General features: G+C 71.9%; 21 protein-coding genes and 5 pseudogenes. 12 read left to right on the forward strand and 14 right to left on the reverse strand.

Annotated features, from left to right (window positions below; translation table 11 throughout):
• Positions 1-603 (reverse strand): annotated as a pseudogene (locus ACWDEN_RS16500) (serine/threonine-protein phosphatase); the annotation flags it as partial.
• Between the two features lie 553 nt (positions 604-1,156).
• Here ACWDEN_RS16500 and ACWDEN_RS16505 point away from each other — a divergent pair.
• From ACWDEN_RS16505 to ACWDEN_RS16515, 3 genes and pseudogenes are all read left to right on the forward strand, one after another.
• Positions 1,157-1,312, forward strand: a pseudogene (locus ACWDEN_RS16505) (Kelch repeat-containing protein); the annotation flags it as partial.
• A 15-nt stretch (positions 1,313-1,327) separates the two neighbouring features.
• Entirely contained in the window at positions 1,328-1,492 is a 165-nt protein-coding gene (locus tag ACWDEN_RS16510) for a kelch repeat-containing protein (protein ID WP_450859499.1), read from the forward strand.
• 43 nt (positions 1,493-1,535) lie between these two features.
• Complete coding sequence (locus tag ACWDEN_RS16515; protein WP_450859500.1) at positions 1,536-1,796, forward strand: hypothetical protein; 261 nt, start codon at positions 1,536-1,538, stop codon at positions 1,794-1,796.
• 82 nt (positions 1,797-1,878) lie between these two features.
• On the opposite strand, the gene ACWDEN_RS16520 is transcribed toward ACWDEN_RS16515, so the two are convergent.
• Positions 1,879-2,679, reverse strand: coding sequence for a helix-turn-helix transcriptional regulator (locus tag ACWDEN_RS16520; RefSeq protein WP_351607682.1), 801 nt, complete (start codon positions 2,677-2,679; stop codon positions 1,879-1,881).
• A 199-nt stretch (positions 2,680-2,878) separates the two neighbouring features.
• Here ACWDEN_RS16520 and ACWDEN_RS16525 point away from each other — a divergent pair, with 199 nt between their 5' ends.
• Positions 2,879-3,616 (forward strand): SDR family oxidoreductase, encoded by a 738-nt coding sequence (locus ACWDEN_RS16525; protein ID WP_351607888.1) that lies wholly within the window; start codon positions 2,879-2,881, stop codon positions 3,614-3,616.
• 106 nt (positions 3,617-3,722) lie between these two features.
• Positions 3,723-3,914, forward strand: a pseudogene (locus tag ACWDEN_RS16530) (hypothetical protein); the annotation flags it as partial.
• Positions 3,915-3,928: 14 nt separating this feature from the next.
• On the opposite strand, the pseudogene ACWDEN_RS16535 reads toward ACWDEN_RS16530, so the two are convergent.
• The 3 genes and pseudogenes from ACWDEN_RS16535 to ACWDEN_RS16545 all read right to left on the reverse strand — a co-directional run.
• A pseudogene (locus tag ACWDEN_RS16535) lies at positions 3,929-4,131 on the reverse strand (amino acid permease); the annotation flags it as partial.
• A gap of 403 nt (positions 4,132-4,534) precedes the next feature.
• Positions 4,535-5,395: pseudogene (locus ACWDEN_RS16540) on the reverse strand (DUF6397 family protein); the annotation flags it as partial.
• A 126-nt stretch (positions 5,396-5,521) separates the two neighbouring features.
• Positions 5,522-5,935: a roadblock/LC7 domain-containing protein gene (locus tag ACWDEN_RS16545; protein WP_351607685.1), complete on the reverse strand. Its 414-nt coding sequence runs from the start codon at positions 5,933-5,935 to the stop codon at positions 5,522-5,524.
• A gap of 91 nt (positions 5,936-6,026) precedes the next feature.
• Between ACWDEN_RS16545 and ACWDEN_RS16550 the strand changes: the two genes are divergently transcribed.
• Positions 6,027-6,455 (forward strand): PPOX class F420-dependent oxidoreductase, encoded by a 429-nt coding sequence (locus ACWDEN_RS16550; protein WP_351607688.1) that lies wholly within the window; start codon positions 6,027-6,029, stop codon positions 6,453-6,455.
• Positions 6,456-6,464: 9 nt separating this feature from the next.
• On the opposite strand, the gene ACWDEN_RS16555 is transcribed toward ACWDEN_RS16550, so the two are convergent.
• The 5 genes from ACWDEN_RS16555 to ACWDEN_RS16575 form a co-directional block, all read right to left on the reverse strand.
• Entirely contained in the window at positions 6,465-7,067 is a 603-nt protein-coding gene (locus ACWDEN_RS16555) for a GTP-binding protein (protein ID WP_351607690.1), read from the reverse strand.
• A 196-nt stretch (positions 7,068-7,263) separates the two neighbouring features.
• Positions 7,264-7,674, reverse strand: a complete 411-nt coding sequence (locus tag ACWDEN_RS16560) for a DUF742 domain-containing protein (protein WP_351607692.1) — start codon at positions 7,672-7,674, stop codon at positions 7,264-7,266.
• A gap of 19 nt (positions 7,675-7,693) precedes the next feature.
• Positions 7,694-8,131, reverse strand: coding sequence for a roadblock/LC7 domain-containing protein (locus ACWDEN_RS16565; RefSeq protein WP_351607695.1), 438 nt, complete (start codon positions 8,129-8,131; stop codon positions 7,694-7,696).
• On the reverse strand, positions 8,128-10,668 hold the full coding sequence (locus tag ACWDEN_RS16570; protein WP_450859501.1) for a sensor histidine kinase: 2,541 nt from the start codon (positions 10,666-10,668) through the stop codon (positions 8,128-8,130). Before ACWDEN_RS16570 ends, ACWDEN_RS16565 begins: the two co-directional genes overlap by 4 nt.
• 48 nt (positions 10,669-10,716) lie before the next feature.
• Positions 10,717-11,490 (reverse strand): MHYT domain-containing protein, encoded by a 774-nt coding sequence (locus tag ACWDEN_RS16575; RefSeq protein ID WP_351607701.1) that lies wholly within the window; start codon positions 11,488-11,490, stop codon positions 10,717-10,719.
• 151 nt (positions 11,491-11,641) lie between these two features.
• Here ACWDEN_RS16575 and ACWDEN_RS16580 point away from each other — a divergent pair, with 151 nt between their 5' ends.
• Positions 11,642-12,247 (forward strand): class I SAM-dependent methyltransferase, encoded by a 606-nt coding sequence (locus ACWDEN_RS16580; protein WP_450859502.1) that lies wholly within the window; start codon positions 11,642-11,644, stop codon positions 12,245-12,247.
• A 27-nt stretch (positions 12,248-12,274) separates the two neighbouring features.
• Here ACWDEN_RS16580 and ACWDEN_RS16585 read toward each other — a convergent pair whose 3' ends face one another.
• The gene (locus ACWDEN_RS16585) at positions 12,275-13,030 is read right to left on the reverse strand and encodes an alpha/beta fold hydrolase (protein WP_450859503.1); all 756 of its coding nucleotides are present in this window, start codon (positions 13,028-13,030) and stop codon (positions 12,275-12,277) included.
• Between the two features lie 112 nt (positions 13,031-13,142).
• Here ACWDEN_RS16585 and ACWDEN_RS16590 point away from each other — a divergent pair, with 112 nt between their 5' ends.
• Entirely contained in the window at positions 13,143-13,676 is a 534-nt protein-coding gene (locus ACWDEN_RS16590; protein WP_450859504.1) for a PadR family transcriptional regulator, read from the forward strand.
• On the opposite strand, the gene ACWDEN_RS16595 is transcribed toward ACWDEN_RS16590, so the two are convergent.
• Positions 13,653-14,558 (reverse strand): oxygenase MpaB family protein, encoded by a 906-nt coding sequence (locus ACWDEN_RS16595; RefSeq protein ID WP_450859582.1) that lies wholly within the window; start codon positions 14,556-14,558, stop codon positions 13,653-13,655. The genes ACWDEN_RS16590 and ACWDEN_RS16595 overlap by 24 nt on opposite strands.
• A gap of 98 nt (positions 14,559-14,656) precedes the next feature.
• Here ACWDEN_RS16595 and ACWDEN_RS16600 point away from each other — a divergent pair, with 98 nt between their 5' ends.
• Both ACWDEN_RS16600 and ACWDEN_RS16605 read left to right on the forward strand, forming a co-directional pair.
• Positions 14,657-14,953: a hypothetical protein gene (locus tag ACWDEN_RS16600; RefSeq protein WP_351607894.1), complete on the forward strand. Its 297-nt coding sequence runs from the start codon at positions 14,657-14,659 to the stop codon at positions 14,951-14,953.
• Positions 14,954-15,094: 141 nt separating this feature from the next.
• Entirely contained in the window at positions 15,095-15,973 is an 879-nt protein-coding gene (locus ACWDEN_RS16605) for a hypothetical protein (protein WP_450859505.1), read from the forward strand.
• 473 nt (positions 15,974-16,446) lie between these two features.
• Here ACWDEN_RS16605 and ACWDEN_RS16610 read toward each other — a convergent pair whose 3' ends face one another.
• Positions 16,447-16,629, reverse strand: a complete 183-nt coding sequence (locus ACWDEN_RS16610; RefSeq protein WP_351607715.1) for a hypothetical protein — start codon at positions 16,627-16,629, stop codon at positions 16,447-16,449.
• Between the two features lie 1,110 nt (positions 16,630-17,739).
• Between ACWDEN_RS16610 and ACWDEN_RS16615 the strand changes: the two genes are divergently transcribed.
• Positions 17,740-19,080, forward strand: a complete 1,341-nt coding sequence (locus tag ACWDEN_RS16615; RefSeq protein WP_450859506.1) for an esterase-like activity of phytase family protein — start codon at positions 17,740-17,742, stop codon at positions 19,078-19,080.
• 79 nt (positions 19,081-19,159) lie between these two features.
• On the opposite strand, the gene xylA is transcribed toward ACWDEN_RS16615, so the two are convergent.
• Positions 19,160-20,326, reverse strand: a complete 1,167-nt coding sequence (gene xylA / locus ACWDEN_RS16620; protein WP_351607721.1) for a xylose isomerase — start codon at positions 20,324-20,326, stop codon at positions 19,160-19,162.
• A gap of 153 nt (positions 20,327-20,479) precedes the next feature.
• On the opposite strand from xylA, the gene xylB reads away from it, so the two are divergent.
• Complete coding sequence (gene xylB, locus ACWDEN_RS16625) at positions 20,480-21,934, forward strand: xylulokinase (protein ID WP_351607723.1); 1,455 nt, start codon at positions 20,480-20,482, stop codon at positions 21,932-21,934.
• The last annotated feature ends 5 nt before the right edge of the window (positions 21,935-21,939 follow it).

Here is a 21,939-nt window from a genome sequence, read left to right on the forward strand (position 1 = left end):
CGCGCCCTCGCGGAACGCGCCCAGCACCATGGAAGCCTCACCGATGGCGGCCAGTCCCTTGCCCCGGACGTCACCGATGATCACGCGGGTGCCGCAGTCGGAGCGGGCGATCGCGAACAGGTCGCCGCCTATACGGGTCTCGTCCTCGGCTGCCAGGTACAGCCACGCCACCCGCAGCGGCCCGATCCGGCGTCGTGGGGGCCGCAGCAATACAAGTTGCGCCGTCTCGGCGACCGACCGTGCCCGAGTCAGCTCCCGGCTGCGCCGCTCGCGCACGTGGCAGACGAAGACGACCAAGGCGGACAGCAGGGCCAAGCCAGCGATCTGCGAGAGGTGGTTGGTTGTGGTCAGTCCGCCGTGGAACACGGCGATGAGCACCTGGGCAGCCACAGCCAGTGCGCCGATGAGGGCGGTCAGCCGCGGCCCGGCCAGGGACGCGGTCAGGGCCGGCGCGATCACCAGCAAGGGGCCCAGGTGGACGTCCGGCGGGGAATGGATGTCCACCACGGTGATCACGACGATCAGCGCAAGGGGGATTGCCACCAGCCTGCGGCCCAGCTGCTGCTCTGGGAGGCGGTCCACCGGCACACGCCCCGCACCCATACATATCGGTATACACCCGCCTGTAGTGGATGTCCCCGATGCCACGCAGTACTGGCATGGCCACGACACTCCCTGGCCCAGCGTCCGAGACCGTGCCCGCTGCGTGCCGGTGCCGGCCGCCCTGGAGGGCCGAAGGTGGTTGGACTGGCAAGGTGCCGTTGCACGCCCGGTGCGATACGCGCCGGATGCGTCAGGGGGTCAGGCCGGCACTGGTCAGCCAGGTGTGTTCGCAGGTCGCAGAGACGTCGCGGCCCACCCGTCCGAACCCTGGCAGGAGCGAACCCGATGCCGTACGCGAACATCAAGGTCCCCGCAGGCACCCTCACCGAGCAGCAGAAGGGGCAGATCATCGCATCGGCAGCCACGTCCTGACCGCCGCCGACAGGAGGAGATGCACCGACGCGACGTTCTCATTCGTGCAACAGCCCTGCCGGCCGCACCCGCCGTGCCGGCCCCGCCCATCCCGGACAGCGTGGAAACACCAGGCTGACCGGGCACTCCGAGCTCACCGGTCCCGCACGAGTACCGCAGCGGGTGGCAGGCACTGCCGCCCATAGGCGGCGGCGCCCGACAGGAGCACGGTGCCGTCGTCCTCGGCAGCAAGGTCTACGTCATCGCGGGCATAGCCCCGACACCTGCCGGCGGCTTCACCACCACCAACCGGGTCGAGGTCTACGACTCCCGGACCGGCCGCTGGTCGGACGTCGCTCCGCTGCCGGTGGCGATGAATCACTCCAAGGCGGCGGCGGTCGGCGGCAGGATCTACGTACTCGGCGGCATGTCCGGTGGGGAATCCTGGCAGGCGCTGCGCGACGCCTATGTCTTCGACCCGCGCACGAACCGGTGGTCCTCCGTGCCCTTGATGCCACCGGGCACCGAGCGGCCGTGACCGGGGGCAGGCCCACGTACGGGGAGAGGTCTACGCCCTCGACGTGCGCACCCGTCGGTGGGGCCGGCGTTCCTCCATGCCGACGGCCCGCGGCGGCATCGCGGCGGCCGCCGTCGGCATGACGGCGCGCGACCGCCGGCAGCTCCTCGCGCCCATGCCCGTGCCCCGCCACGGCACCGCCACTGCCGCCGTGGACAACATGATCCACATACCCGGAGGAGGCACCAAGGGTGGCGGCGCCCCGGTGGACACCCGCAACGCCTACCGCCCGCACGGGCGCTGGCCCGGACACGTTCCTCCATAGCGTGGACCTGGAACACACCACAGGAGGTGGATCGTTGTCGCCGCCCCACTGTCCCAGGGCCGTGCGGGGCAGTCGGCAGGGCTCAATCGGCGCATTCCCGGCCGTCGGAGTAGATCACCAGTGTCTGTTCCGGCTGTTCGGCCAGGTGGAACGCGGTGTAGGCGAAATCGACCGTCCCGCGTCCCGGGCTCCGTAGCCGTTTACGTCCGCCGTGCCGGACTTGCACGTCGTACTGCGGCCACCAGGCACGCACTTGCGGGCTGCCCGCGGTCAACTCGTCGATCAGCCGGGTGTACCGGACGTCGCCCGCGTGGCGTCCGGCCAGCGTCCGCAGCCGGGCAAGCAGGCCGCGCGCCTCGGGCTCCCAGTCGACCAGAACGTCCCGGGCCGCAGGTTCGAGGAACACCCAGCGGGCGAAGTTCGCCGGACGGTCCGCGGCCGCGGTCAGGTGCGGGAACAGCTCGTCGGCCGCCTGGTTGTAGCTGAGCACGTCGTAGGTGCCGCCGATGATGTACGCCGGGTGCGGCTGAAGCAGGAGCGGGACTGCCGCCACCTCGGCCGCGAGCGCCTCGGGTTCTTCGGGTTCGGCCGCGGGCGCGTGTCCGGCCAGCCGGAAGAGGTGAGCGCGCTCGTGCCGGTCCAGCTGCAGCACCGCGGCGAGGGCGTCGAGCACCTGCTCCGAGGCGCGGATGTCCCGGCCCTGCTCAAGGTACGTGTACCAGGTCGCGCTGATCCCGGCGAGCAGCGCGAGTTCCTCCCGGCGCAGGCCCGGCGTCCGGCGTCGGCCGGTGTGCGGCAGTCCGACCTTGTCAGGGGTGATCCGCTCCCTGCGGCTGCGGAGGAAAGCGCCCAGCTCACGGCGTTGGTCCGGCTGTTGCGGCATGGCGGGATGGCACCTCTGGTTCCAGAATGAACGCGCTCTGGATACCAGGCTAATGCCATCGCAGACTGAAGCCCGAGCGGGAGGTGCGGATGTCACCGGCGGCCTGCGGCCGGTCATCCCGGCGCCGGGCGGTCCGGGCGCGCGGACGCGTTCGGGGCGATCACCCGGAACCGGTACCGAGAAGGAAGAGGAAGACGTCATGTCGGGAATCGACGGCAAGGTTGTGGCGATCACGGGAGCCGGCAGCGGCATCGGCGAGGCGACCGCACTGCTGCTCGCCGAGCGAGGCGCGCGGCTCGTGTTGGGTGCGCGCCGGTCCGAGCGCCTCGCGGAGCTGGTGGCGCGGATCGAGAAGTCGGGCGGAGCGGCCGTGCAGACCCGTACAGACGTGACCCGACGGGACGACCTGCACGCCCTGGTCGCGCTGGCGGGCGAGCGATTCGGCCGGCTCGATGTGCTGGTCAGCAACGCCGGGGCCGGCACGATCTCGCCTCTCGACGATCTGCGGGTCGACGAGTGGGACCAGATGGTCGACGTCAACATCAAAGGCGTGTTGCACGGGATCGGCGCCGCGCTGCCGGTCTTCCGGGCCCAGGGCACGGGCCAGTTCATCACCATCGCCTCCACGGCCGCATTTCGCATCGTGCCGACCATGGCGGTCTACGCCGGTACCAAGCTCGCGGTCCGCGCCATCTGTGAGGGCCTGCGCCAGGAAGCCGGTGACTCCTTGCGGGTGACCACCGTCTCGCCCGGCGTCATCGGGACCGGCTTCGCCGAGGCATCAACCAATCCGCAGGTCCGAGCGGAGATCACGAAGATGCGGGACCGGATCGCGATCCCGCCCGAGGCGATCGCCCAAGCCATCGCCTTCGCCATCGAGCAGCCGGCCACGGTCGACGTGAACGAGATCGTCGTCCGGCCCACAGCCCAGAACTGAACCCGCCCAAGTCCGAGGCGCATTGCGGCCCCGGACGCCCATCGCTCCTCGAGGCCCTGGCCTCCAACCGCTCCGAGCAGGTGCGGCGGTGCAGAGCACGGACGGAATGCACACGGATGCCTGCCGGTCGGCCCCTACACCGACGACGTCCAGCGGCTGGTCACCAGCCTCGCTCGCCGCACCGGCCTCCGGCGACCACCGGCTCGATCCCGCACACCGCTGCCCGGCCGCCGTCGACGACGCCGTCACGGCCTACCGTGCGCTGCTGGACGCCGGGGCCACGGTCACGGGGGAGCCGGCCGGGGCCGGTCTGGCGACGGCAACCCTGCCCGCCGCCCGGCGCGCAGGTCTGATGTTGTTCGCAGCGTCGGTGAACGGCGCGGTCGAGCCGCCCAGCTTGCCGTGTGCGACGGTGCCGAAGACGGCGAGGGTGCCCAGGATGTAGATGACGGCGCAGATGAGCGTGCCGTAGACGGCGGCGCGGGGGGGGCGTTGCGCTCCGGGTCGCGGACCCGGATCACGCCACCCAAGGAAGGCCTGTTCAGCTCCCTGTAGCGAGCCGACGGACAGGCCTGGCGGCCGGGTGGTTCAGACCCGCGCGGGCCCGGGCCTTCTCCCCCGCAGCCAGGCGCGCAGACCTCGCTTGGTCCGGGCCGCGGCCTGTTCGGCACCGCGGTCTGCCCGGCGGGCCGAGGACGGTGCGGCCGCCCGCACCACCGGCGTGCCGTGCCAGTCGAACGCTCGGGCCGCGGGCTCGCCCTTCGGCTCGGGCGGCCACTGCAGCGGTGGACCGCTCGGCCCGGTCGCCACCGTCACCGGGCCGCCCTCCGGCCCGGGTGCTCCCAGCAGCGGCTCGGCGGCCCAGGCCTCAGCCGACTGCGCGCCGGTCTCCGACAGCGCCGCTACGGCTTCCCCCGTGAGTCGTGTGTCCGTGCGGGCCAAGGGCGGGATGGGTCGTGCGACGGCTCGCACGGCCGGTGCGGTGCGACGGAAGGCCGGGCTCGGGGCCGGTGAGTGGGCGCGGGCCTCCTCGAGCACATGAGCCAGTTCGCTGCGGAGCCACTCGATCTCGTCCGCGTCCTGCGCGGTCGTGATCCGTTCGGCGAGGTCGGCGGCAGGCGATCCCGGAATGTCGTGACCGGGTGGCGCGGGCCGGAACCGGTTCACATAAGAGCGTTCGTAGGGATCCTTGACGACGTCCGCGATCTCGACGCGCGACAGGAAGGCTGCCACGGCGCCGGCCCGAGCCCACGGATCGTCCGCTTGCCTCAGCAGGAACCCCAGATGGCGTCCCCGCCAGTTGCGGGCACGCAGGTCCACTCCGGCCTCCAACTGGCCCCGCAGGTTCTCGGGCGTACGTCCCTTGAGCAGATGGGCGTTCTCGGTGTCCGAGGTGAAGTTCCGCAGGTCGTCGGCCAGATACAGCCAGACCACGGCTCGGTAGCGGTTGAGGTACCACTTCACCGGCACGAGCAGGCCCAGGCGGGCGAGGCGGGTGAACCGCCCGGCCGGGATCTTCATGAGGGCGGCACCCTCGGTCGTGCCGACCACCCGCACCCGGTCACGGAGAACGTCAGGGTAGGTCTCCTGCGCGCGAAGGCGGTCGATCTCCGCGCGCTCCACCCTGCGGTCTCCTCCCCCGCCCTCGTCGGGCACGGTCCGGATGTGGCCGAGGTGAACGGCGAGGTCGAACTCGCCCCGTTTGAGGCCCAGTTCCCGAGCGGCATGGCTCCGGGTGCAAGTGGTGGGCCGGCTCGGGCTGAAGGTGCTTGCCGACATGGTCGCACTCCCCCGTGGAGTCGTTGGCTCACGCCCTGTGCGTTCGCCGTGCACCCACCGTAGCCAATTCGGCGCAAGGCGTGGCAGCCCTGTGGATAACTCTGCGACGCGAAGAGAAACCGCAGGTCAGGCGTCTGCGGTAGGGGTTCGCTCCGGTTGCCTGGCGTCGACGCCGAGGTGCTCTCCGACGCGATTGACGAGCAGGGTCATCTCGTAGGCGATCTGGCCGATGTCGGCCTCCGCGCCGCTGAGCACGCACAGGCAGCTGCCGGTGCCGGCCGCGGTCACGAACAGCACCGCGTCGTCGTACTCGATCATGGTCTGGCGTACCCTGCCGGCGCCGAAGTGGCGTCCCGATCCCTTGGCGAGGCTGTGCAACCCGGATGCCACGGCGGCCAGATGCTCGGAGTCCTCACGTCGTAGGCCCGTGCTCGCGCCCGTGACCAGCCCGTCGTTCGACAGGACCAGCGCGTGCCGCACGTCGTCCACTCGCTCGGTCAGATCGTCCAGGAGCCAGCCGAGTCCCTGGTTCTGCGCCATCTCCGTCTCCCCGTGTGGTGTCTCCCCCTGGCTGGAGGAACTCCCCGCCAGCCTTCCCCACGTCCGGCGTCCGGGCAAGCAGGATGGGCACATGGCACAGAAGATGACCGACGAGGAATGGCGGGCGTTCGTCTCGCACGGTACCCGGACCGGCAAGCTGTCCACCGTTCGCGCCGATGGGAGCCCTCATGTGGCGCCGATCTGGTTTCTGCTGGACGGTGACGAACTGGTCTTCAACACAGGCAAGGACACGGTGAAGGGGCGCAATCTCGCCCGGGACGGGCGCGTCGCCCTGTGTGTGGACGACGACCGTCCGCCGTTCCACTTCGTGGTGCTGAACGGCCGCGCACGGCTGTCGGAGAACCTGGAGGAGGTGCGTCATTGGGCCACCCGGATCGCCGCCCGGTACATGGGTGAGGAGCGCGCCGAGGAGTACGGCGCCCGCAACGGCGTTCCGGGCGAACTGCTGGTCAGGGTCCCGGTCGACCAGGTGGTGGCTGTGAAGGATCTGGCGGCTTGAGCGACGGGCTCAGCCGACCGAGTCCAGGAGCCGGGCGGTGTGCATCCGCCCGGCGTACTCGACGAGCCGGATCAGGACCTCCTTCCCGGAGTCCCGGTCACGGGCGTCGCACAGCACCACGGGAGTGCCGTGGTCGAGGTCGAGGGCACGCGAGACGTCGTGTGCGCCGTAGGTGCGGGCGCCCGCGAAGCAGTTGACGGCCACCACGAACGGGATGCGCCGGTGCTCGAAGTAGTCGACGGCGGGAAAGCAGTCCTCCAGGCGCCGGGTGTCCGCGAGGACGACGGCGCCGAGGGCGCCCTGGGACAACTCGTCCCAGAGGAACCAGAAGCGGTCCTGTCCTGGTGTGCCGAAGAGGTAGAGGGACAGGCCGGAGCGGATGGTGATGCGGCCGAAGTCCATGGCGACGGTGGTGGTGACCTTCTGGTCCACGCCGTCGGTGTCGTCCACCAGTTGCCCTGCCTCGCTGAGCAGTTCCTCGGTGCGCAGCGGCCGGATCTCGCTGACGGCCCCGACCAGGGTCGTCTTGCCGACGCCGAAGCCGCCGGCGACCAGTATCTTCAGCGCCAGGGCGGTGGTGTCGCCGACGGCTTCGGAGTGCTCGGTGACCATGATCACTTCTCTCGGGATGGCCGGCTTCGGCCGGCGTCCGTCTGCTGCGGGCGCGAAGGCAGCATCATGACAACGGGGCCGCGCCCGCGGGCTGTTGGACCGAAACCCACCTGATGTGACTGACTCGCGTCCGGTCGGAGGCGGAACGCGTACGGATCGGCCTGCCGAGCGGCGTGCGGCGGCTTCGGAACGTTCATCACAGGGCTCGCAATCCCTCGATGACCTCGCGCAGGATCCGCTCGTCGGGCAGGTGGGCCGGCGGCACGGGACGGCTGATGACCACGCAGCCGAGTTCCAGGAGGTCGCCGAGGAGCACCCTGACGACGCCGACGGGAAGGTCGGCGTCCGCCGCGAGTTCGGCGACGGACTGTGTCTCCGTGCGGCACAGTTCGATCAGGGTGCGGTGTTCGGGGCCGAGCGCCGCGTCCTCGAGCGCCGGTGCCGCGGGGTCGAGGGTGACGAGGGCGATCAGGTCGAAGCGCACCCCGGTGGGACCCGGCTGGGTGCGCCCGCCCGTCATCGCGTACGGGCGCACGAGTGGTCCGGCTTCGCCGTCGTACCACTGGCTGCCCGGCTCCCACGGACCGGCGCTGTGGTTCTCGGTCATCTGTGCCGCCTGTTCCGGGTCATCCGGCTGCGGGCGGCTGCGCGGTGACCCGCGGCGGCGTGTACAGGTGCTCGCCGACCCGTTTGACCAGGCGCGCCATCTCGTAGGCGACCAGCCCGATGTCGGCGGTCACGGCGGTGAGTACGGCGAGGCAGGAACCGTCACCGGCGGCGGCCACGAAGAGGAACGCGTCGTCCATCTCGACCATGGTCTGCCGCACGCCACCCGCTCCGAAGTGCCGTCCCGCGCCCTTGGCGAGGCTGTTGAAGCCGGAGGCCACGGCGGCGAGGTGTTCGGCGTCCTCGCGCGCGAGGCCGGTGGAGGCGCCGACGGCCAGTCCGTCGTTGGAGAGCACGACGGCGTGCCGTACCTCGTTCACGCGCATCACCAGGTCGTCGAGCAGCCAGTCCAGTTCGCCGGAGCGCTGGCCGGCCCTCGTGTTCGGGTCCTGGATCATGCCGGGTCTCCTTCGCTGTGGTCACTGCCCGTTTCGGGGTCCGGGGCGGCGCCGCGCCCGGGCTGTCTGCCGCCGCCGCGAGCCCAGCCGTCGCGGTAGGCGGCCATCCGGTCCCGTACCAGTTCGGGGGTGCGCCGTTCGTCGCTGTGCCGTGTGGTCTCCTGCGCCGGCTCCTGGGAACGCTGCTGCCGGAGCTGAGGGGCGAGGCTCGCCTGGCGCACACGGCGTGGGAGGTTGTCCGAGCTCTCGGAGTCGTTGGGCGGTCGGTGCAGCCTCAAGGCGGTGACTCCGGGGGGTGGGGTCTCGTCTCCGGTTCCGTGGGGGCGTGGCTCGTCGACGGCGCCATGAGGGCCGGGAACGGTGACCGCGAGGGCGGGCCGGTCCGGCCGTGCGGCGACGGCCTCTTGATGTGGACTTGTGCCGGGTACGCGCGCGTACTCGCGTTCCGGGTCCTGACGGGACTGTTCACCTTGACGAGAGGAACGTTCCGTCGCGCCGGTGTGCAGCAGCGCGGTGGGCAGCAGGACGACCGCGGTGGTGCCTCCGTAGGGGGAGGTCCGCAGATGCACCCTGACGTCGTGCCGGGAGGCGAGCCGGCTGACCACGAAAAGTCCGAGCCGGTCGCTGTCGAACAGGTCGAGTGCCTCGGACTGTTCGATGCGGCGATTGGCCTCCGCGAGGGTTTCGGCGCCCATGCCGAGACCCCTGTCCTCGATCTCCAGGGCGTAGCCGTTGCCGACGGGCTCGCCGGTGACGCGCACACGCGTGTGGGGCGGGGAGAACTGGGCGGCGTTCTCGACGAGTTCGGCGAGCAGGTGGGTGAGGTCGGCTACGGCGGCACCGCTGACATGGGCTTCGGGGAGCTGACGCACCTCCACGCGCGCGTAGTCCTCGATCTCGGACACGGCGGCCCGTACGACGTTGGTCAGGGACACCGGCATGCGCCAGGCCCTACCGGGTGCGGCGCCGGAGAGGATGATCAGGCTCTCGGCGTGCCGCCGCATACGCGTGGTGAGGTGGTCGAGGCGGAACAGGTCGCTGAGCTCGTTGGGGTCCTCCGAGCGGCGCTCCATGCTGTCCAGGAGGCTCAGCTGGCGGTGGACCAGCACCTGGCTGCGGCGGGCCAGGTTGACGAAGACGCCGGAGATGCCGCTGGCGAGTTCGGCGCGTTCCACGGCAGCGCGCAGGGCGGCGCGGTGCACGGTGGTCAGGGCTTCGGAGACCTGACCCGTCTCGTCCTCGGCGGGTGGTCCGGCGGGCGCCTCCGCCTGGATGTCGATCTCCTCGCCCGCGCGCAGTCTGCGCATCGCTTCGGGGAGTTTGCGGCGGGCGATCTCCAGGGCGTCGTTGCGCAGGCTCACGAGTTCGACCACGAGACCGCGTCCGATGCGGACGGAGATGACGAGCGAGGCGGCGACGGCGGCCAGGCCGAGGACAACGGCGGCGCCCGCGGGGCTGAGCAGGCCGCGCGTGACCGGGTCGGCGCGGCCCGCGACGGCCCGGCCCGTGTCCGCCGCGATGCCCTGCATTCCGTCCTGCACGCGCGCGTGGGCGGCGTTCCAGGCGGCCTGCGGTGCCGCCTCGGCCGGCTTGCCGCCGGGCCTGGCAGCGATGATCTTGTCCTCGGCGGCACCGAGGGCAGTGTAGGCGTCACTGCCGGCCAGATCCTGCCAGGCGGCACGCTGGGCGGTGGGCAGGTCGGCGACCGCGGTCTCGGTGAGGGTACGGCGCGCGGCGACGGCGGCGCCGAAGAGCCGTAGCCGTTCGCCCTGCAGCTGCGCGGCGGTCCGCGCGCTGCCGAGCAGCGTGTCCTCCTGGGCGAGCGCCTCGGCGGCCCGGCTGAATTCGAGCAGCACGCGCGCGTCGGAACCGACATCGGCCCGCTGGATGCCGGTGAGGGCGCCGTCCACGGCGAAGGCCGCGCCGATGGTCTTCGTGTACTGCGCGTACACCGTGTCCCAGCCGGCCTTGCGGTCGAGTACGGCCGTGCGCAGGGCGCGCAGGTGCTCGGCACCGGTGACGAAGAGGCCGAGGCGTCCGGAGACACCGGCGGGCAGTTCCTCGCTGTCGGCGACGGTGTTGTGGCCGCCGAGCCGCAGCTCGGCCACGGCCCCGTCGGTACGGGCTGCGAGGCCTCGCAGGTCGGTGTCGTCGCCGGCGCCGGGCGCGGTGGCGTAGCGCACGGCTGCGGTGCGCTCGGCCTGCAGAGCTGTGACGGCCGCCGCCACCGGGGTGCGCAGTTCGGCGTCGACCCGCTGGGACTGCCGCAGCCGGGCCACATCCTGGGCGGTGGTGACGGTGGCGTACGCCCATAGGGCGAGCAGGGAGACGACCGGCACCATCAGCAGGCTGACCACCTTGGCGCGCACGGTGCGGGGGCGCAGGTACCGGCGCTTGCCACGCGCGCGTGCCTTGGCCGCTGGGGTGCCGAAGGGGCGGTCGGCTGCCTCCGCGGCGGGCGGTCCGGCGTGTGCGCGGCGGCCGCGCGGCGGATGCGCGGGAGTGCCGGCTTTTGTGGTGGTACGGGGTGGGCGCATGGCCTCCTCGTTCGGGATGTGGGTCGGGGCGCTCGGGCCGGGCTGCCGCTAGCGGGCGATGCTCTCGACGGCCCGCTGGGCGAAGGCGGACGCCTCTCGCTCGTCGGCCGTGGGCGAGAGGGCGACGAAGGCCGAGGTGATGAACAGGTAGGACCCGAGGCCGACGGCGAGGGGGAAGATGAACTGCATCGCCGTGGCCCCGGGCAGGGTCTCGCCGGAGGGGTTCACACGCACACTCACCGCGAACATCCCGGTGTAGTGCATGCTGCTGACGGCCGCTCCCATGACGAGGGAGGCGACGGTGACCGCGAGGGGCGACTTGATGTTGAGCCCGGCCCACAGGGCCGCGGTCGCCGCCACGACGGCGATCAGCACCGAGACTCCGACGAGGAGGGGGTCGTACCTGATGTCGCCGTGCAGCCGGACCGCCGCCATGCCCAGGTAGTGCATGCTCGCGACGCCCACCCCGGTGGTGAGGCCGCCGAGGAGGAGCGCCCGGGTGCGGTCGCGGCTGTAGCCGACGGCGAAGACGCCGGCGCAGACGACGACCATGGCGACGAGGAGGCTGAGGATGGTCAGCGGCACGTTGTAGCGGATGTCGGTGCCGCTGACGCGGAAGCCGAGCATGGCCACGAAGTGCATGGTCCAGATGCCGGTCCCGATGGCGGAGGCCGCGGTGACGAGCCAGTTGCGGCGCGAGCGGCCCGTGGTGGCGAGCGCGCGGACGGTGCAGCGCAGTCCGAGCGCGGCGCCCACGCAGGCCATGAGGTACGACAGCACGGGGGTCAGCCAGCCGAAGGCGGCGTGGTCCAGGTGTCCCATGGCCAAGGGACGCTAGGGGGGCACGGGCGCACAAAGGGGGCGCATTTCGAAAGGTGTTGGAATATGACACCCGGATGCGACGGAACGATCGGGTCCGGCCCGAACATGTGCGCCTACGTATCCCTCGTGACGGTGAGGAATCATGCCGAACATGAGCGACGACCACACACACGTCCAGGAGTTCTTTACCGCCCGTGCGGCCGACTGGGACAGCCGGTTCCCCGACGACGGCCCCGCCTACGCGGCGGCCGTCGCCGATCTCGGGCTGCGGCCGGGCGATCGTGTGCTGGATGCGGGCTGCGGCACGGGGCGCGCACTGCCGCCGCTGCGGGCCGCCGTGGGCCCGTCCGGGTTGGTGATGGGCGCCGACGTGACCCCGGCGATGCTCGAGGCCGCCGTGCGGGCGGGCCGGCACCGGGAGGGACGGCTGCTGCTCGCGGACGTCGCCGCGCTGCCGCTGCGGTCCGGGTCGCTGGACGCCGTGTTCGCGGCCGGGCTGATCGCCCATCTCCCCCGGCCGGAGGAGAACTTGCGGGAGCTGGTGCGGGTGGTGCGGCCCGGCGGCATGCTCGCGCTGTTCCATCCCATCGGCCGCGCGGCTCTGGCGGCGCGCCAGGGCCGGCAGATCACACCGGACGACCTGCGCGCCGAGGCCAACCTCCGTCCGCTGCTGGCCCGTGCGGGGTGGAACATGACGTCGTACGCCGACGAGGACGCCCGTTTCCTCGCGCTGGCGGTGCGCCGGCGCGAGGACTGAACGTCGAATCCTCCGAGAGCGGGCGGCTCAGTCCGTTCCGGCGACGGCCGCGGCGAAGGCGTCGGGGTTGTCGAACATGACGTTGTGCCCAGCGCCCGGCACCGTCACGACGCGTACCCCGGCGGCCTCCAGGCTCTCCCGGCCCGCCAGTTCGCCGCTCAGCTCACCCTGGAGGTAGACCCGCTCGACGGGCAACTTCTCCAGGGTCGTGCGCATCACCGGGTCCGATCCCTGGCGCAGGCCGACGGCGCTGCGGTGCAGGGCGCGCGGGTCGGCCAGCCGCATGGTGGCCGCCCACAGCGGACCGACGGTCTGCAGCACGCGTGCGTGGTGCTCGTCGACGAATTCGTCCTCTTCGTAGGACGCGATTCCGCTGCTGGCAGCCGTGAGCGGCGGGAAGGCGTCCAGGTTGGCCTCGGTGAGGACGAGCCGGGAGGCGAGGTCGGGCCGCCGGTGGGCGAGCACGATGGCCACGGCGCCGCCCATGCTGTGCCCGATCAACTCGGCGCCGCGCACTCCGGCTTCGTCCAGCGCCACCGCCACGGCGTCGGCGTGCTCCTCCAGCGTGTATCCGAACGTGCCGGGCCGGTCGCTCAGGCCGTGCCCCGGAAGATCCACGAACAGGCTGCGCCGGCCCGCGAGTTCGGGCCGGGCCGCGATGTGCGCGTGATAGACGGCGGACATCGAGCCGAGCCCGTGCAGATACACCCGGGCGGGCTCGGCACCCGGCGCCTCGGTCCAGCGGATCCGGCTGCCCTCGCTGTCGAACACGACCTGCTTCACGTCGCCCTCCCTGGCATCACTCCGACCCTCGAGACTATACCTCGATGGCGATGTATAGCTGCACGGAAGTATTCGGTTGGCGAGGTACGGCGCCCCGCGCGAGAATGCGGCCGTGCTCGAACTCGCCATCCTCGGTTTCCTCTACGACGCCCCGCTGCACGGGTATGTCCTTCGCCGGCACATCGCGGCCCTCACCGGCCATGTGCGGCCCGTCGCCGAGAGCACGCTGTACCCGGCGATCAAGCGGCTGGAGAAGGCGGGCCTGCTGGTCCGGGCCACCGAGCCGGGCACCGTGGCAGCGCCGCGCCACGTGCTGAGACTGACCGAGGAGGGCAGGCGTGAGCTCAGGCGCCGGCTCGCCGAGCCCGCACAGCGAGAGATCACCGACGAGAACCAGTGGTTCACGCTGCTCGCGTTCCTGCGGCACCTGGAGGATCCGGCCGCCCAGGCGGCCGTACTGCGACGCCGGCTGGCCTTCCTGGAGGAGCCGGCGAGTTTCTTCTACGACGGCGACCGGCCGCTGCGCGCCGAGGAGCTGGACGATCCGTTCCGGCGCGGTGTCCTCACCATCGCGCGTGCCACGAGCCGGGCCGAGCTGGCCTGGCTGCGCGACACCCTCGCCTCACTCGACGACGTCGGCCGCTGAGCCGTCCCGGTGCCGCACCGGACAGCCGCGCAGCCCGGGGACCGGGCGGGTGCCCAGGTCCGCCACCCGGTAGCCGTCCGGGTAACCCTTGATCTCCCAGTTCTGGCGCGCGAAGTGCGGGGCACGGCGGGGCGGCAGCAGCCTGACGAGCCGGCCACGCGTGCGTACGGCCCGACGCACGAACGCCGAGGTGGCCGCGCCGGGCGGGGTGTAACGGAAGGCGCGCAGCAGCGGCTCGTCGAGCAGGGCGAGCGTCGCCGTGCGCAGCAACGGCGCCAGAGGGCGCGGATACCAGGACGCCATCAGGTCGAGTGTGGCGTCCGATACCTGCCGGGACTGCTCGTCCCAGCCGAAGTGCTCCTCCTCGTAGGCGTCGAGGAGGGCCTCGAACTCCTCGTACCTCTCAGGGATGCCGGGAATGCCCATGTGGCGACCGAGGGTGCGGTAGTACTCGGCCGTGGCGACGATCTCGTGCCGGGACAGCCGCCGCCAGCCGTAGGCGTCGATCCAGCGCCTCGGCATCACCACGAAGGTGCTCAGCACATACCGCATGTCGTCGTCGCTGATGTCGTAACTGCGGTGCATCTGGTTGATGCGGCGGATCGCGGTACGGCCTTCCTCGGAGGCGAAACCGTGCTCGACGACGGTGTCGAGGAGCAGCGCGGTGTCGTCGTACCGCTTCTGCGTGCGCTCGGTCAGCTCCGCCGTCCGCGCGAGCAGCCTCCCGATGCTCGGCACCGCGTAGGTGCGATACAGGGCCAGCTCCAAGGCGCGCGTGTAGTCCCAGGGGAACTCGAACGCCACACTGAGCCGGTAGATCTCCAGGGCGTCCGACACCGGGTCCAGCCGGCGGATCTGTCCGAGCCGCTCGAAACGCTTCACCACGTCGTCCCCCTTCTGCCGCAGAAAGTCCAACTCTACGTTGAAAGCGAGCAGATGAACGATCGGCGATGACCCCGTTCGAGGGAAGGGTGGTCCACGTGTTCGGCCAGATACGCAAGTACACCGCCAGACTCCGCACCTCCACGCTCGCGCAGCCGACGGGCACCCGGGAGAGACGTGCGCACAACTTGTTCGAAGCGGCGGCCACTTATGTCGTGGCGCGTGCGGAGGACGATCAGGACCGGATCGAGGAGGCGGCGGCCTGGGTGTCGCCGGAGGCTCTGTCGTTCGGGGTGAGCGAACTCGCCTGCCGGGCCGTCGTCGCGCTGGCCCGGGAACGCGACGAGTCGCCCGCGGCGGTGGCCCGTGATCTCCTCGGGCTGCCCACGGGCTGAGCGGAAGCCGCCCGTCCGCGGTGGTCGTTTCGCCCCCGTCCAGGCGGAAACCTGCAGCTCCGCGTGGTGTGAGGAGTCGTGACAAGCGGCTTCCGCTCGCACTAGGGTGCGCGCCGATGGACGAACCACTGGGAGGCAGGGATGGCCGGAGCCGACGATGAGGCCGTCGCCGCCGCGGACGATGCGCTGTACGTGCTGACGGCGGTGCTGCTGACGCCGGCGCAGTTTCCGAGCGTTCTGGGCGACGACTATCCAGAGGCGTGCGCGGCGCTGGGACTCGCGCCGCTCGCCGACGGGTACGGCCTGGTGCTGGGCCAGGACGGCGACGGTGCGCGCTGGACGGTCGTGATCGACGACGTCTCGCTGGTCGCCGTGGCGATCGCGTCCTGGGACTGCGGCATGGAGTACGAGCTGTCCCCGGACGAACGCGCGGTGGTGGCCGCCCTGCCGGGCTGGCCGCTGGCCGTCGCTGTCGCGGCTCCGGGCGTCCCCGCCCCGCACGACCCCGATCCCGAGATGGCGGACCGGCCTGCGCTGAGCCCGCCGGACACCAGTTTCTGGGGACCGGCCCAGCGCCGCCTGGGCGCCGACGAGATAGCCCTGCAGTGGGCGACGTGGCGGGAGCAGATCAACGACGAGGAATTCTCCGCACCGGGCGGGCAGGGGAATCCGGATCGGCAGGAGAAGCCGGGCGAGCCGGAGAAGGTCGCGGAGTCGTGGCCACAGGGCACGCAGGACGTGCCGCAGAGCGGCCACCAAGGGATCAGGCGGGTGCTCGCGGAGGCACGCGCCTATGTCGACTCACCGCCGCCACTCGGCCGGGTGCGCTCGTCGTTCGCCCCCGGTGACGCGCGTACGCTGCGCGCCGACGGCCCCGGCTGGTCGATGGTGGCCCGCACCGACGACATCGCCTTCGTCCTGCTCGACGAGGAGCCCGGCGAGGTCCTGCCGGTGGGCCGGGGCCCCGAGCTGCCCGGTTTGCTGGAGGCACTCGACAAGATGGCCGTACGGCCCATCTGAGGCCGGACGGCGCCGGGGCCGGGGCCGGCACGCGAGGCGGGGCGCGCCTGGGACCCACCGCCCGATGCCGGGCCTCCTACGGCCTGCCGCCTGTTGCCGGACGCGCACACGGTCGCCGTTCGCGGGGCAATGAGCGACGGCAAGCTCGCCGTCCGGGGCCGGAGGACGATCCTGCCACCACCCGAGACCGGACGACGACCGCACGGCTCAGTGGCTACGGGGCCTGCACCACCGGTCTCGGGCCGGGTACGGCGGTCTCGGGGCCGGGACCGCCGCCCATCCCGCGTGTTCCGCGACGGCGGCCGTATGGCCGACGCCGAGCCCTGGTGGCCCCGCGCGGTGCGATGCCGCCAGGCACGCGCCCGGCGCTGCCGCGAGGGCCAGGTGCGCCCCCGAGAGCCGGACGCGCCCCAGAGGCCCGCGCAGTCCCCGCAGTCATCTCCGCGTGCCTCCCGGCGGCACCCCCGGTCCCGTCAGCGGCCGAGTTCCTTGCGCGTGACCCTGCGGAGCCTGCGCCGCTGTGAGGGGTCCAGCGCCAGATACGCGGCCACCGGAACCCCGACCACGACCAGGAACGCCACCCACCAGGGCAGCCAGATCAGCAGGAGCAGCCCGACCGCCACACCCCCTACGGCGATCTTCGCATTGTTCGACATGAGCGTCGCCTCCTTCACGGCCACTGCCGCTCTCTGCTCCGAGAACGGCCCCCCGCTCCCCGCGGTTCCCGAGCCCGCCCCTGAGACATCCCTGAGGCCCACCCCTAGTGGATGGGGCTCACTGCCCTCGTGGCTCACTGCCCTCGTGGCTCACTGCCCTCGTGGCTCGCTGCCTTCATGGCTCGACGCGCGGCCTCACCCGCGCCGGACAAGACCGTGATAGCACTCCGCGCCCCGGGCCCGCGAGTGCCACGACCGCTGGCCACCACTCGAACAGATTGTGAAGTGGCTCGGATCACGACGCCGGCATGCCGGGGCCGCCTTCGGCGTGCTGTTACAACCGGCGACTCCGACCTCGGTAGTCAAATGTGAGGAGTGCGGCAGAGGTGTGCAGACCATTCCCATGGCACCACCCTCCGCGCTCCGAACTGGCAGGTGACGCAGAGCCAGTTGGCAGGTGACGCCCCAGAAGGCGGCCGAGCAATGCCCTTGGCACAGTGCACGCGCGCGTGTGTGTGATCAACGGCGGGGCGCGGTGCACGGGCAGCAGGATTGCGGACGTACGGACCGGCTCGACGCGGTCGTACGCCGTGGACATCGCGATGCGCTCTCAGCCGACGACCACGACGCCTGGCGCGGTGGCCCGCTGTCCGCACGGGACGGGAAGCTGGTGCGCGAACTCGCCGCCGCCATGCCCCCCGGAGGCCCATGCGGTACCGCTCGCGCCCCGAGGCGACCCGCCTCCCGGACCCGGAGCGGCCGCTGCGCGCGTGCCTCGACGCGATCGCCGACGTACTCCCCCGCTCCCGGCGGCCGAGGCGGTTACCGGTGGCCGCACCCACGCGGCGCCCGAGCCGCAGCGGCCGTGTCGCAACGAAGCGGGTCACTGGATTCCTGCGGGCAGGACGGGCCGCGATCCGGCGACGGTACTGGAGGCGGCACGGCTCGGGTCCGAGTCGGAGGACACAAAAGGGCTCTGACGGTCGGTCACCGCGTGACCGCCGCGATCCGATGAACGGCCGACGCCGGTCGTTCACCCCGCGGTCGTGCGCCGTTCCTCATGGGGCCCAACTCTGGCCGCTGTCAACGAACTTGCCCCCAGGAGGCCAGATGCCCCCGCACGATGCCGGCCGGCGCCGCGTCCACCGTTTCATCGCAACGGGCCTGCCGCTGGCCCTGGCGGCCGCTCTCGTGGCCGCGGGAACGGCTACGGCGGCGCCGTCCCGGGACGCCCGCGTCATCTCCAAGGCGACGCTCGGCGAGATCCCGCTCGGCGCGTTCAGCAACGCACTGCTGCCCGGAAGCGTCGACGACGACCACGGAGTGAAGCTCGGCGGCATCGGCAGTGACATCTACCCGGCGGGCCGCAAGGGCGAGTACTGGACGGTGACCGACCGCGGCCCCAACGGCCAGATCAAGGTGGACGGCAAGAAGCGCCGCACCTTCCCGGTCCCGGGATTCGACCCCGCGATCGTGAAGATCCGGGTCTGCGGAGACACGGTTCAGGTCATCGACGCGATCCCACTGACCACCTCAGGAGGAAAGGCCGTCACCGGGCTGCCCGATCAGCAGGGCCGCGACGAGGCGCCGTACACCTACGACGCGAAGACGCCGCTCTCGTACAACCCGAACGGGCTCGACACCGAGGGCATCGTGCGCGCCCCCGACGGGACGTTCTGGCTCGTCGACGAGTACGGCCCCTCGCTGATCCACGTCTCCGCGCGCGGGGAGGTGCTCACCCGGTACGTACCCAAGGGGCTCGGCCTGACGGGCGCCGACTACCCGGTGGTGGAGGCGCTGCCGTCGATCTTCCTGCACCGCAAGATCAACCGCGGTTTCGAGGGGCTGGCGCAGCTTCCCGACGGTGACCTGGTGATGGCTCTGCAGAGCCCGCTGTCGCTGCCGGACGCGAACGCCGGGAACGCCTCGCGCACCACCCGGCTGCTGCGCTTCTCACCGCGCGAGAACGCCGTCACCGCCGAGTACGCCTACCGGTTCGACCCGGTGAACGTGGTCGACCCGAGCGAGGACGACACCTCCGAACTCAAGATCTCCTCGATCGTCGCAGTGGGCGGCGACCGGCTGCTCGTCGAGGAGCGCACGGACAAGGCGGCGCGGCTCCAACTGATCCGGCTGGGGCGCGAGTCGAGCATTCTGGGCGGCCCCTGGGATGACGACACGACCTCGCCGTCCCTGGAGCAGCTGGACGATCCGGCGGCCGCCGGCGTGCCGGTGCCGGCCAAGCGGCTCGTGGTCGATCTCAACAAGGTCGACGGCGTACAGCAGAAGATCGAGGGCATCGCGCGCGTGGACCACGACACGCTCGCCCTCATCAACGACAACGACTTCGGGATGACCGACGGCGCCGGCGCCTTCGACGCGCAGGGCCGACTGGTCGACAGCGGGATCAAGACGACCGTCGTGTACATCCGGCTGCCCGAGGGGCTGTGACGCCCCTGGGCTGGACAGTCCGGAAAACGGACTGACAGAGGGCCGGGACGGCGGCGTGCCGCCCCGGCCTTTCCGGCGCTCAGCCGCGCGCCCCCAACAGGTGGTCCATGGCGAGCTGGTCGAGACGCTCGAACGCCATGCCGCGCGCGGCGGCCGCCTCTACGTCGAAGTCCTCGAAGGCGGTGCGGTCGCCGAGCAGGGCCTGCAGTCCGTCGGCCGCGGTGGGCTGGGACAGCTCGTCCAGGCGCGAGTCCCGCAGCGCCTGCTGGACCTCCGGGTCGGCGCGGAAGGCCGCGGCACGCTCCTTGAGGATGAGGTAGTTGCGCATGCAGCCCGCCGCCGAGGCCCATACGCCGTCGAGGTCCTCGGTCCGCGGCGGCTTGAAGTCGAAGTGCCGTGGCCCCTGGTAGCCGGCGCTCTCCAGCAGGTCCACCAGCCAGAACGCCGCGCGCAGGTCACCGGCACCGAACCGCAGGTCCTGGTCGTACTTGATGCCCGACTGGCCGTTGAGATCGATGTGGAACAGCTTGCCCGCCCACAGGGCCTGCGCGATGCCGTGCGGGAAGTTCAGTCCGGCCATCTGCTCGTGGCCGACCTCCGGGTTCACGCCGTACAGCTCGGGTCGCTCCAGGCGCTCGATGAAGGCCAGCGCGTGGCCGACGGTGGGCAGCAGGATGTCGCCGCGCGGCTCGTTCGGCTTGGGCTCGATGGCGAAGCGGATGTCGTAGCCCTGGGCGGTGACGTACTCGCCGAGCAGGTCGAAGGCCTCCTTCATCCGGTCCAGCGCCACGCGCACGTCCTTGGCGGCGCCGGACTCCGCCCCCTCGCGGCCGCCCCAGGCGACATAGGTCTTCGCGCCCAGTTCGACCGCCAGGTCGATGTTGCGGATCGTCTTGCGCAGCGCGTAGCGGCGCACGTCGCGGTCGTTGGCGGTGAACGCGCCGTCCTTGAAGACGGGGTGCGTGAACAGGTTCGTGGTGGCCATCGGCACGGTCATGCCGGTGGCGTCCAGGGCTTGGCGGAACCGCTTGATGTGCGACTCGCGCTCGGTCTCCGACGACCCGAACGGGATCAGGTCGTCGTCGTGGAAGGTCACCCCGTGGGCGCCGAGCTCGGCCAGGCGCTGCACCGTCTCGACCGGGTCCAGGGCGCGGCGGGTGGCGTCGCCGAACGGATCCCTTCCCTGCCAGCCGACTGTCCACAGGCCGAAGGTGAACCTGTCCTCGGGGGTGGGCTGGAAGCTCATGCCGCGGCTCCTTGCTGCGTTGCGACTATTTCGTCATGGCCGTTTACAAATTAGTATGCGCTCGCGCCTCTGGGAAGAGACAAGATGTCTTTGTCCCGCGGAGTCGTGGAAAGTCACCGAAGTCGCGGAACGTCGCGGAAAAGGGAGAGCCCGATGTCAGCAGCCGAGGGTCCGCTCGTCGTCGGCGTGGACACATCCACCCAGTCCACGAAGGCACTGGTCGTCGACGCGGCCACCGGCCAGGTGGTGGCGAGCGGCCAGGCACCGCACACCGTGTCCTCGGGCGCGGGCCGCGAGAGCGACCCGCGTCAGTGGTGGGACGCGCTGTGCGAGGCATTGCGCCAGTGCGGTGACGCGGCCCACGAGGCGGCCGCCGTGTCGATCGGCGGCCAGCAGCACGGCCTGGTCACCCTGGACGAGCGGGGCGAGCCGGTGCGTCCGGCGCTGCTGTGGAACGACGTGCGCTCGGCACCGCAGGCCCGCCGTCTGGTGGAGGAACTGGGCGGGCCGAAGGCCTGGGCGGAGCGCACGGGCAGCGTGCCCGGCGCGTCCTTCACGGTCACCAAGTGGGCGTGGCTGGCCGAGCACGAGCCGGAGTCGGTCCGTGCGACCAAGGCGGTGCGGCTCCCGCACGACTACCTCACCGAGCGCCTGACCGGGCAGGGCACCACCGACCGCGGCGATGCCTCCGGCACCGGCTGGTGGGCGTCCGGCACGGAGAGGTACGACGCGGAGACCCTCGCCCACGTCGGTCTCGACCCGGCGCTGCTGCCCCGGGTGGTGCGGCCGGGAGAAGTGGCCGGCACCGTGCGCGACAGCCACGACCTGCCGTTCTCCAAGGGCACGCTGGTCGCTCCCGGCACGGGCGACAACGCGGCGGCGGCGCTCGGTCTCGGCCTGCGGCCCGGCACGCCGGTGCTCAGCCTCGGCACGTCCGGCACGGTGTACGCCGTCTCCAGGCGCCGCCCGGCCGATCCGACCGGCACGGTGGCGGGGTTCGCCGACGCGCACGGGGACTGGCTGCCCCTGGCCTGCACCCTCAACTGCACGCTCGCTGTGGACCGCGTCGCGGCGCTGCTGAGCCTGGACCGCGAGGCGGTGGCGCCGGGCGGCTCCGTGACCCTGCTGCCGTACCTCGACGGCGAGCGCACCCCCAACCTGCCGCACGCCTCCGGTCTGCTGCACGGCCTGCGCCACGACACGACCGCCGGGCAGCTGCTGCAGGCCGCGTACGACGGCGCCGTGCACGCGCTGCTGGGCGCGCTGGACCTGGTCCTCGACGAGGACGCGGACCGCAGCACCCCCCTGCTGCTGATCGGCGGCGGAGCGCGCGGGACGGCCTGGCAGCAGACGGTACGGCGGCTGTCCGGGCGGCCGGTCCAGGTTCCCGAAGCCCGGGAACTGGTGGCCCTCGGAGCCGCGGCTCAGGCCGCGGGCCTGCTCACCGGCGAGGATCCGGCCGCGGTGGCCCGCCGCTGGAACACGGCCGCGGGCCCGGTTCTGGACGCCGTGGAGCGCGACCAGGGGACGCTGGAGCGGATCACCGGGGTACTCTCCGACGCGGCCCCGCTGCTGGAGCGGGGGACGCAGACCACCCCGCGCGCATGAGCCGG

It is taken from the genome of Streptomyces sp. NPDC001153, assembly GCF_053598315.1.

Excerpts from the sequence above, each read along its gene's own strand:
- ACWDEN_RS16510 (WP_450859499.1), top strand. The coding sequence starts at position 1,328 with ATGAATCACTCCAAGGCGGCGGCGGTCGGCGGCAGGATCTACGTACTC.
- ACWDEN_RS16520 (WP_351607682.1), bottom strand. The coding sequence starts at position 2,679 with ATGCCGCAACAGCCGGACCAACGCCGTGAGCTGGGCGCTTTCCTCCGC.
- ACWDEN_RS16525 (WP_351607888.1), top strand. The coding sequence starts at position 2,879 with ATGTCGGGAATCGACGGCAAGGTTGTGGCGATCACGGGAGCCGGCAGC.
- ACWDEN_RS16545 (WP_351607685.1), bottom strand. The coding sequence starts at position 5,935 with ATGGCGCAGAACCAGGGACTCGGCTGGCTCCTGGACGATCTGACCGAG.
- ACWDEN_RS16550 (WP_351607688.1), top strand. The coding sequence starts at position 6,027 with ATGGCACAGAAGATGACCGACGAGGAATGGCGGGCGTTCGTCTCGCAC.
- ACWDEN_RS16555 (WP_351607690.1), bottom strand. The coding sequence starts at position 7,067 with ATGGTCACCGAGCACTCCGAAGCCGTCGGCGACACCACCGCCCTGGCG.
- ACWDEN_RS16560 (WP_351607692.1), bottom strand. The coding sequence starts at position 7,674 with ATGACCGAGAACCACAGCGCCGGTCCGTGGGAGCCGGGCAGCCAGTGG.
- ACWDEN_RS16565 (WP_351607695.1), bottom strand. The coding sequence starts at position 8,131 with ATGATCCAGGACCCGAACACGAGGGCCGGCCAGCGCTCCGGCGAACTG.
- ACWDEN_RS16570 (WP_450859501.1), bottom strand. The coding sequence starts at position 10,668 with ATGCGCCCACCCCGTACCACCACAAAAGCCGGCACTCCCGCGCATCCG.
- ACWDEN_RS16575 (WP_351607701.1), bottom strand. The coding sequence starts at position 11,490 with ATGGGACACCTGGACCACGCCGCCTTCGGCTGGCTGACCCCCGTGCTG.
- ACWDEN_RS16580 (WP_450859502.1), top strand. The coding sequence starts at position 11,642 with ATGAGCGACGACCACACACACGTCCAGGAGTTCTTTACCGCCCGTGCG.
- ACWDEN_RS16605 (WP_450859505.1), top strand. The coding sequence starts at position 15,095 with ATGGCCGGAGCCGACGATGAGGCCGTCGCCGCCGCGGACGATGCGCTG.
- ACWDEN_RS16610 (WP_351607715.1), bottom strand. The coding sequence starts at position 16,629 with ATGTCGAACAATGCGAAGATCGCCGTAGGGGGTGTGGCGGTCGGGCTG.
- ACWDEN_RS16615 (WP_450859506.1), top strand. The coding sequence starts at position 17,740 with ATGCCCCCGCACGATGCCGGCCGGCGCCGCGTCCACCGTTTCATCGCA.
- xylA (WP_351607721.1), bottom strand. The coding sequence starts at position 20,326 with ATGAGCTTCCAGCCCACCCCCGAGGACAGGTTCACCTTCGGCCTGTGG.
- xylB (WP_351607723.1), top strand. The coding sequence starts at position 20,480 with ATGTCAGCAGCCGAGGGTCCGCTCGTCGTCGGCGTGGACACATCCACC.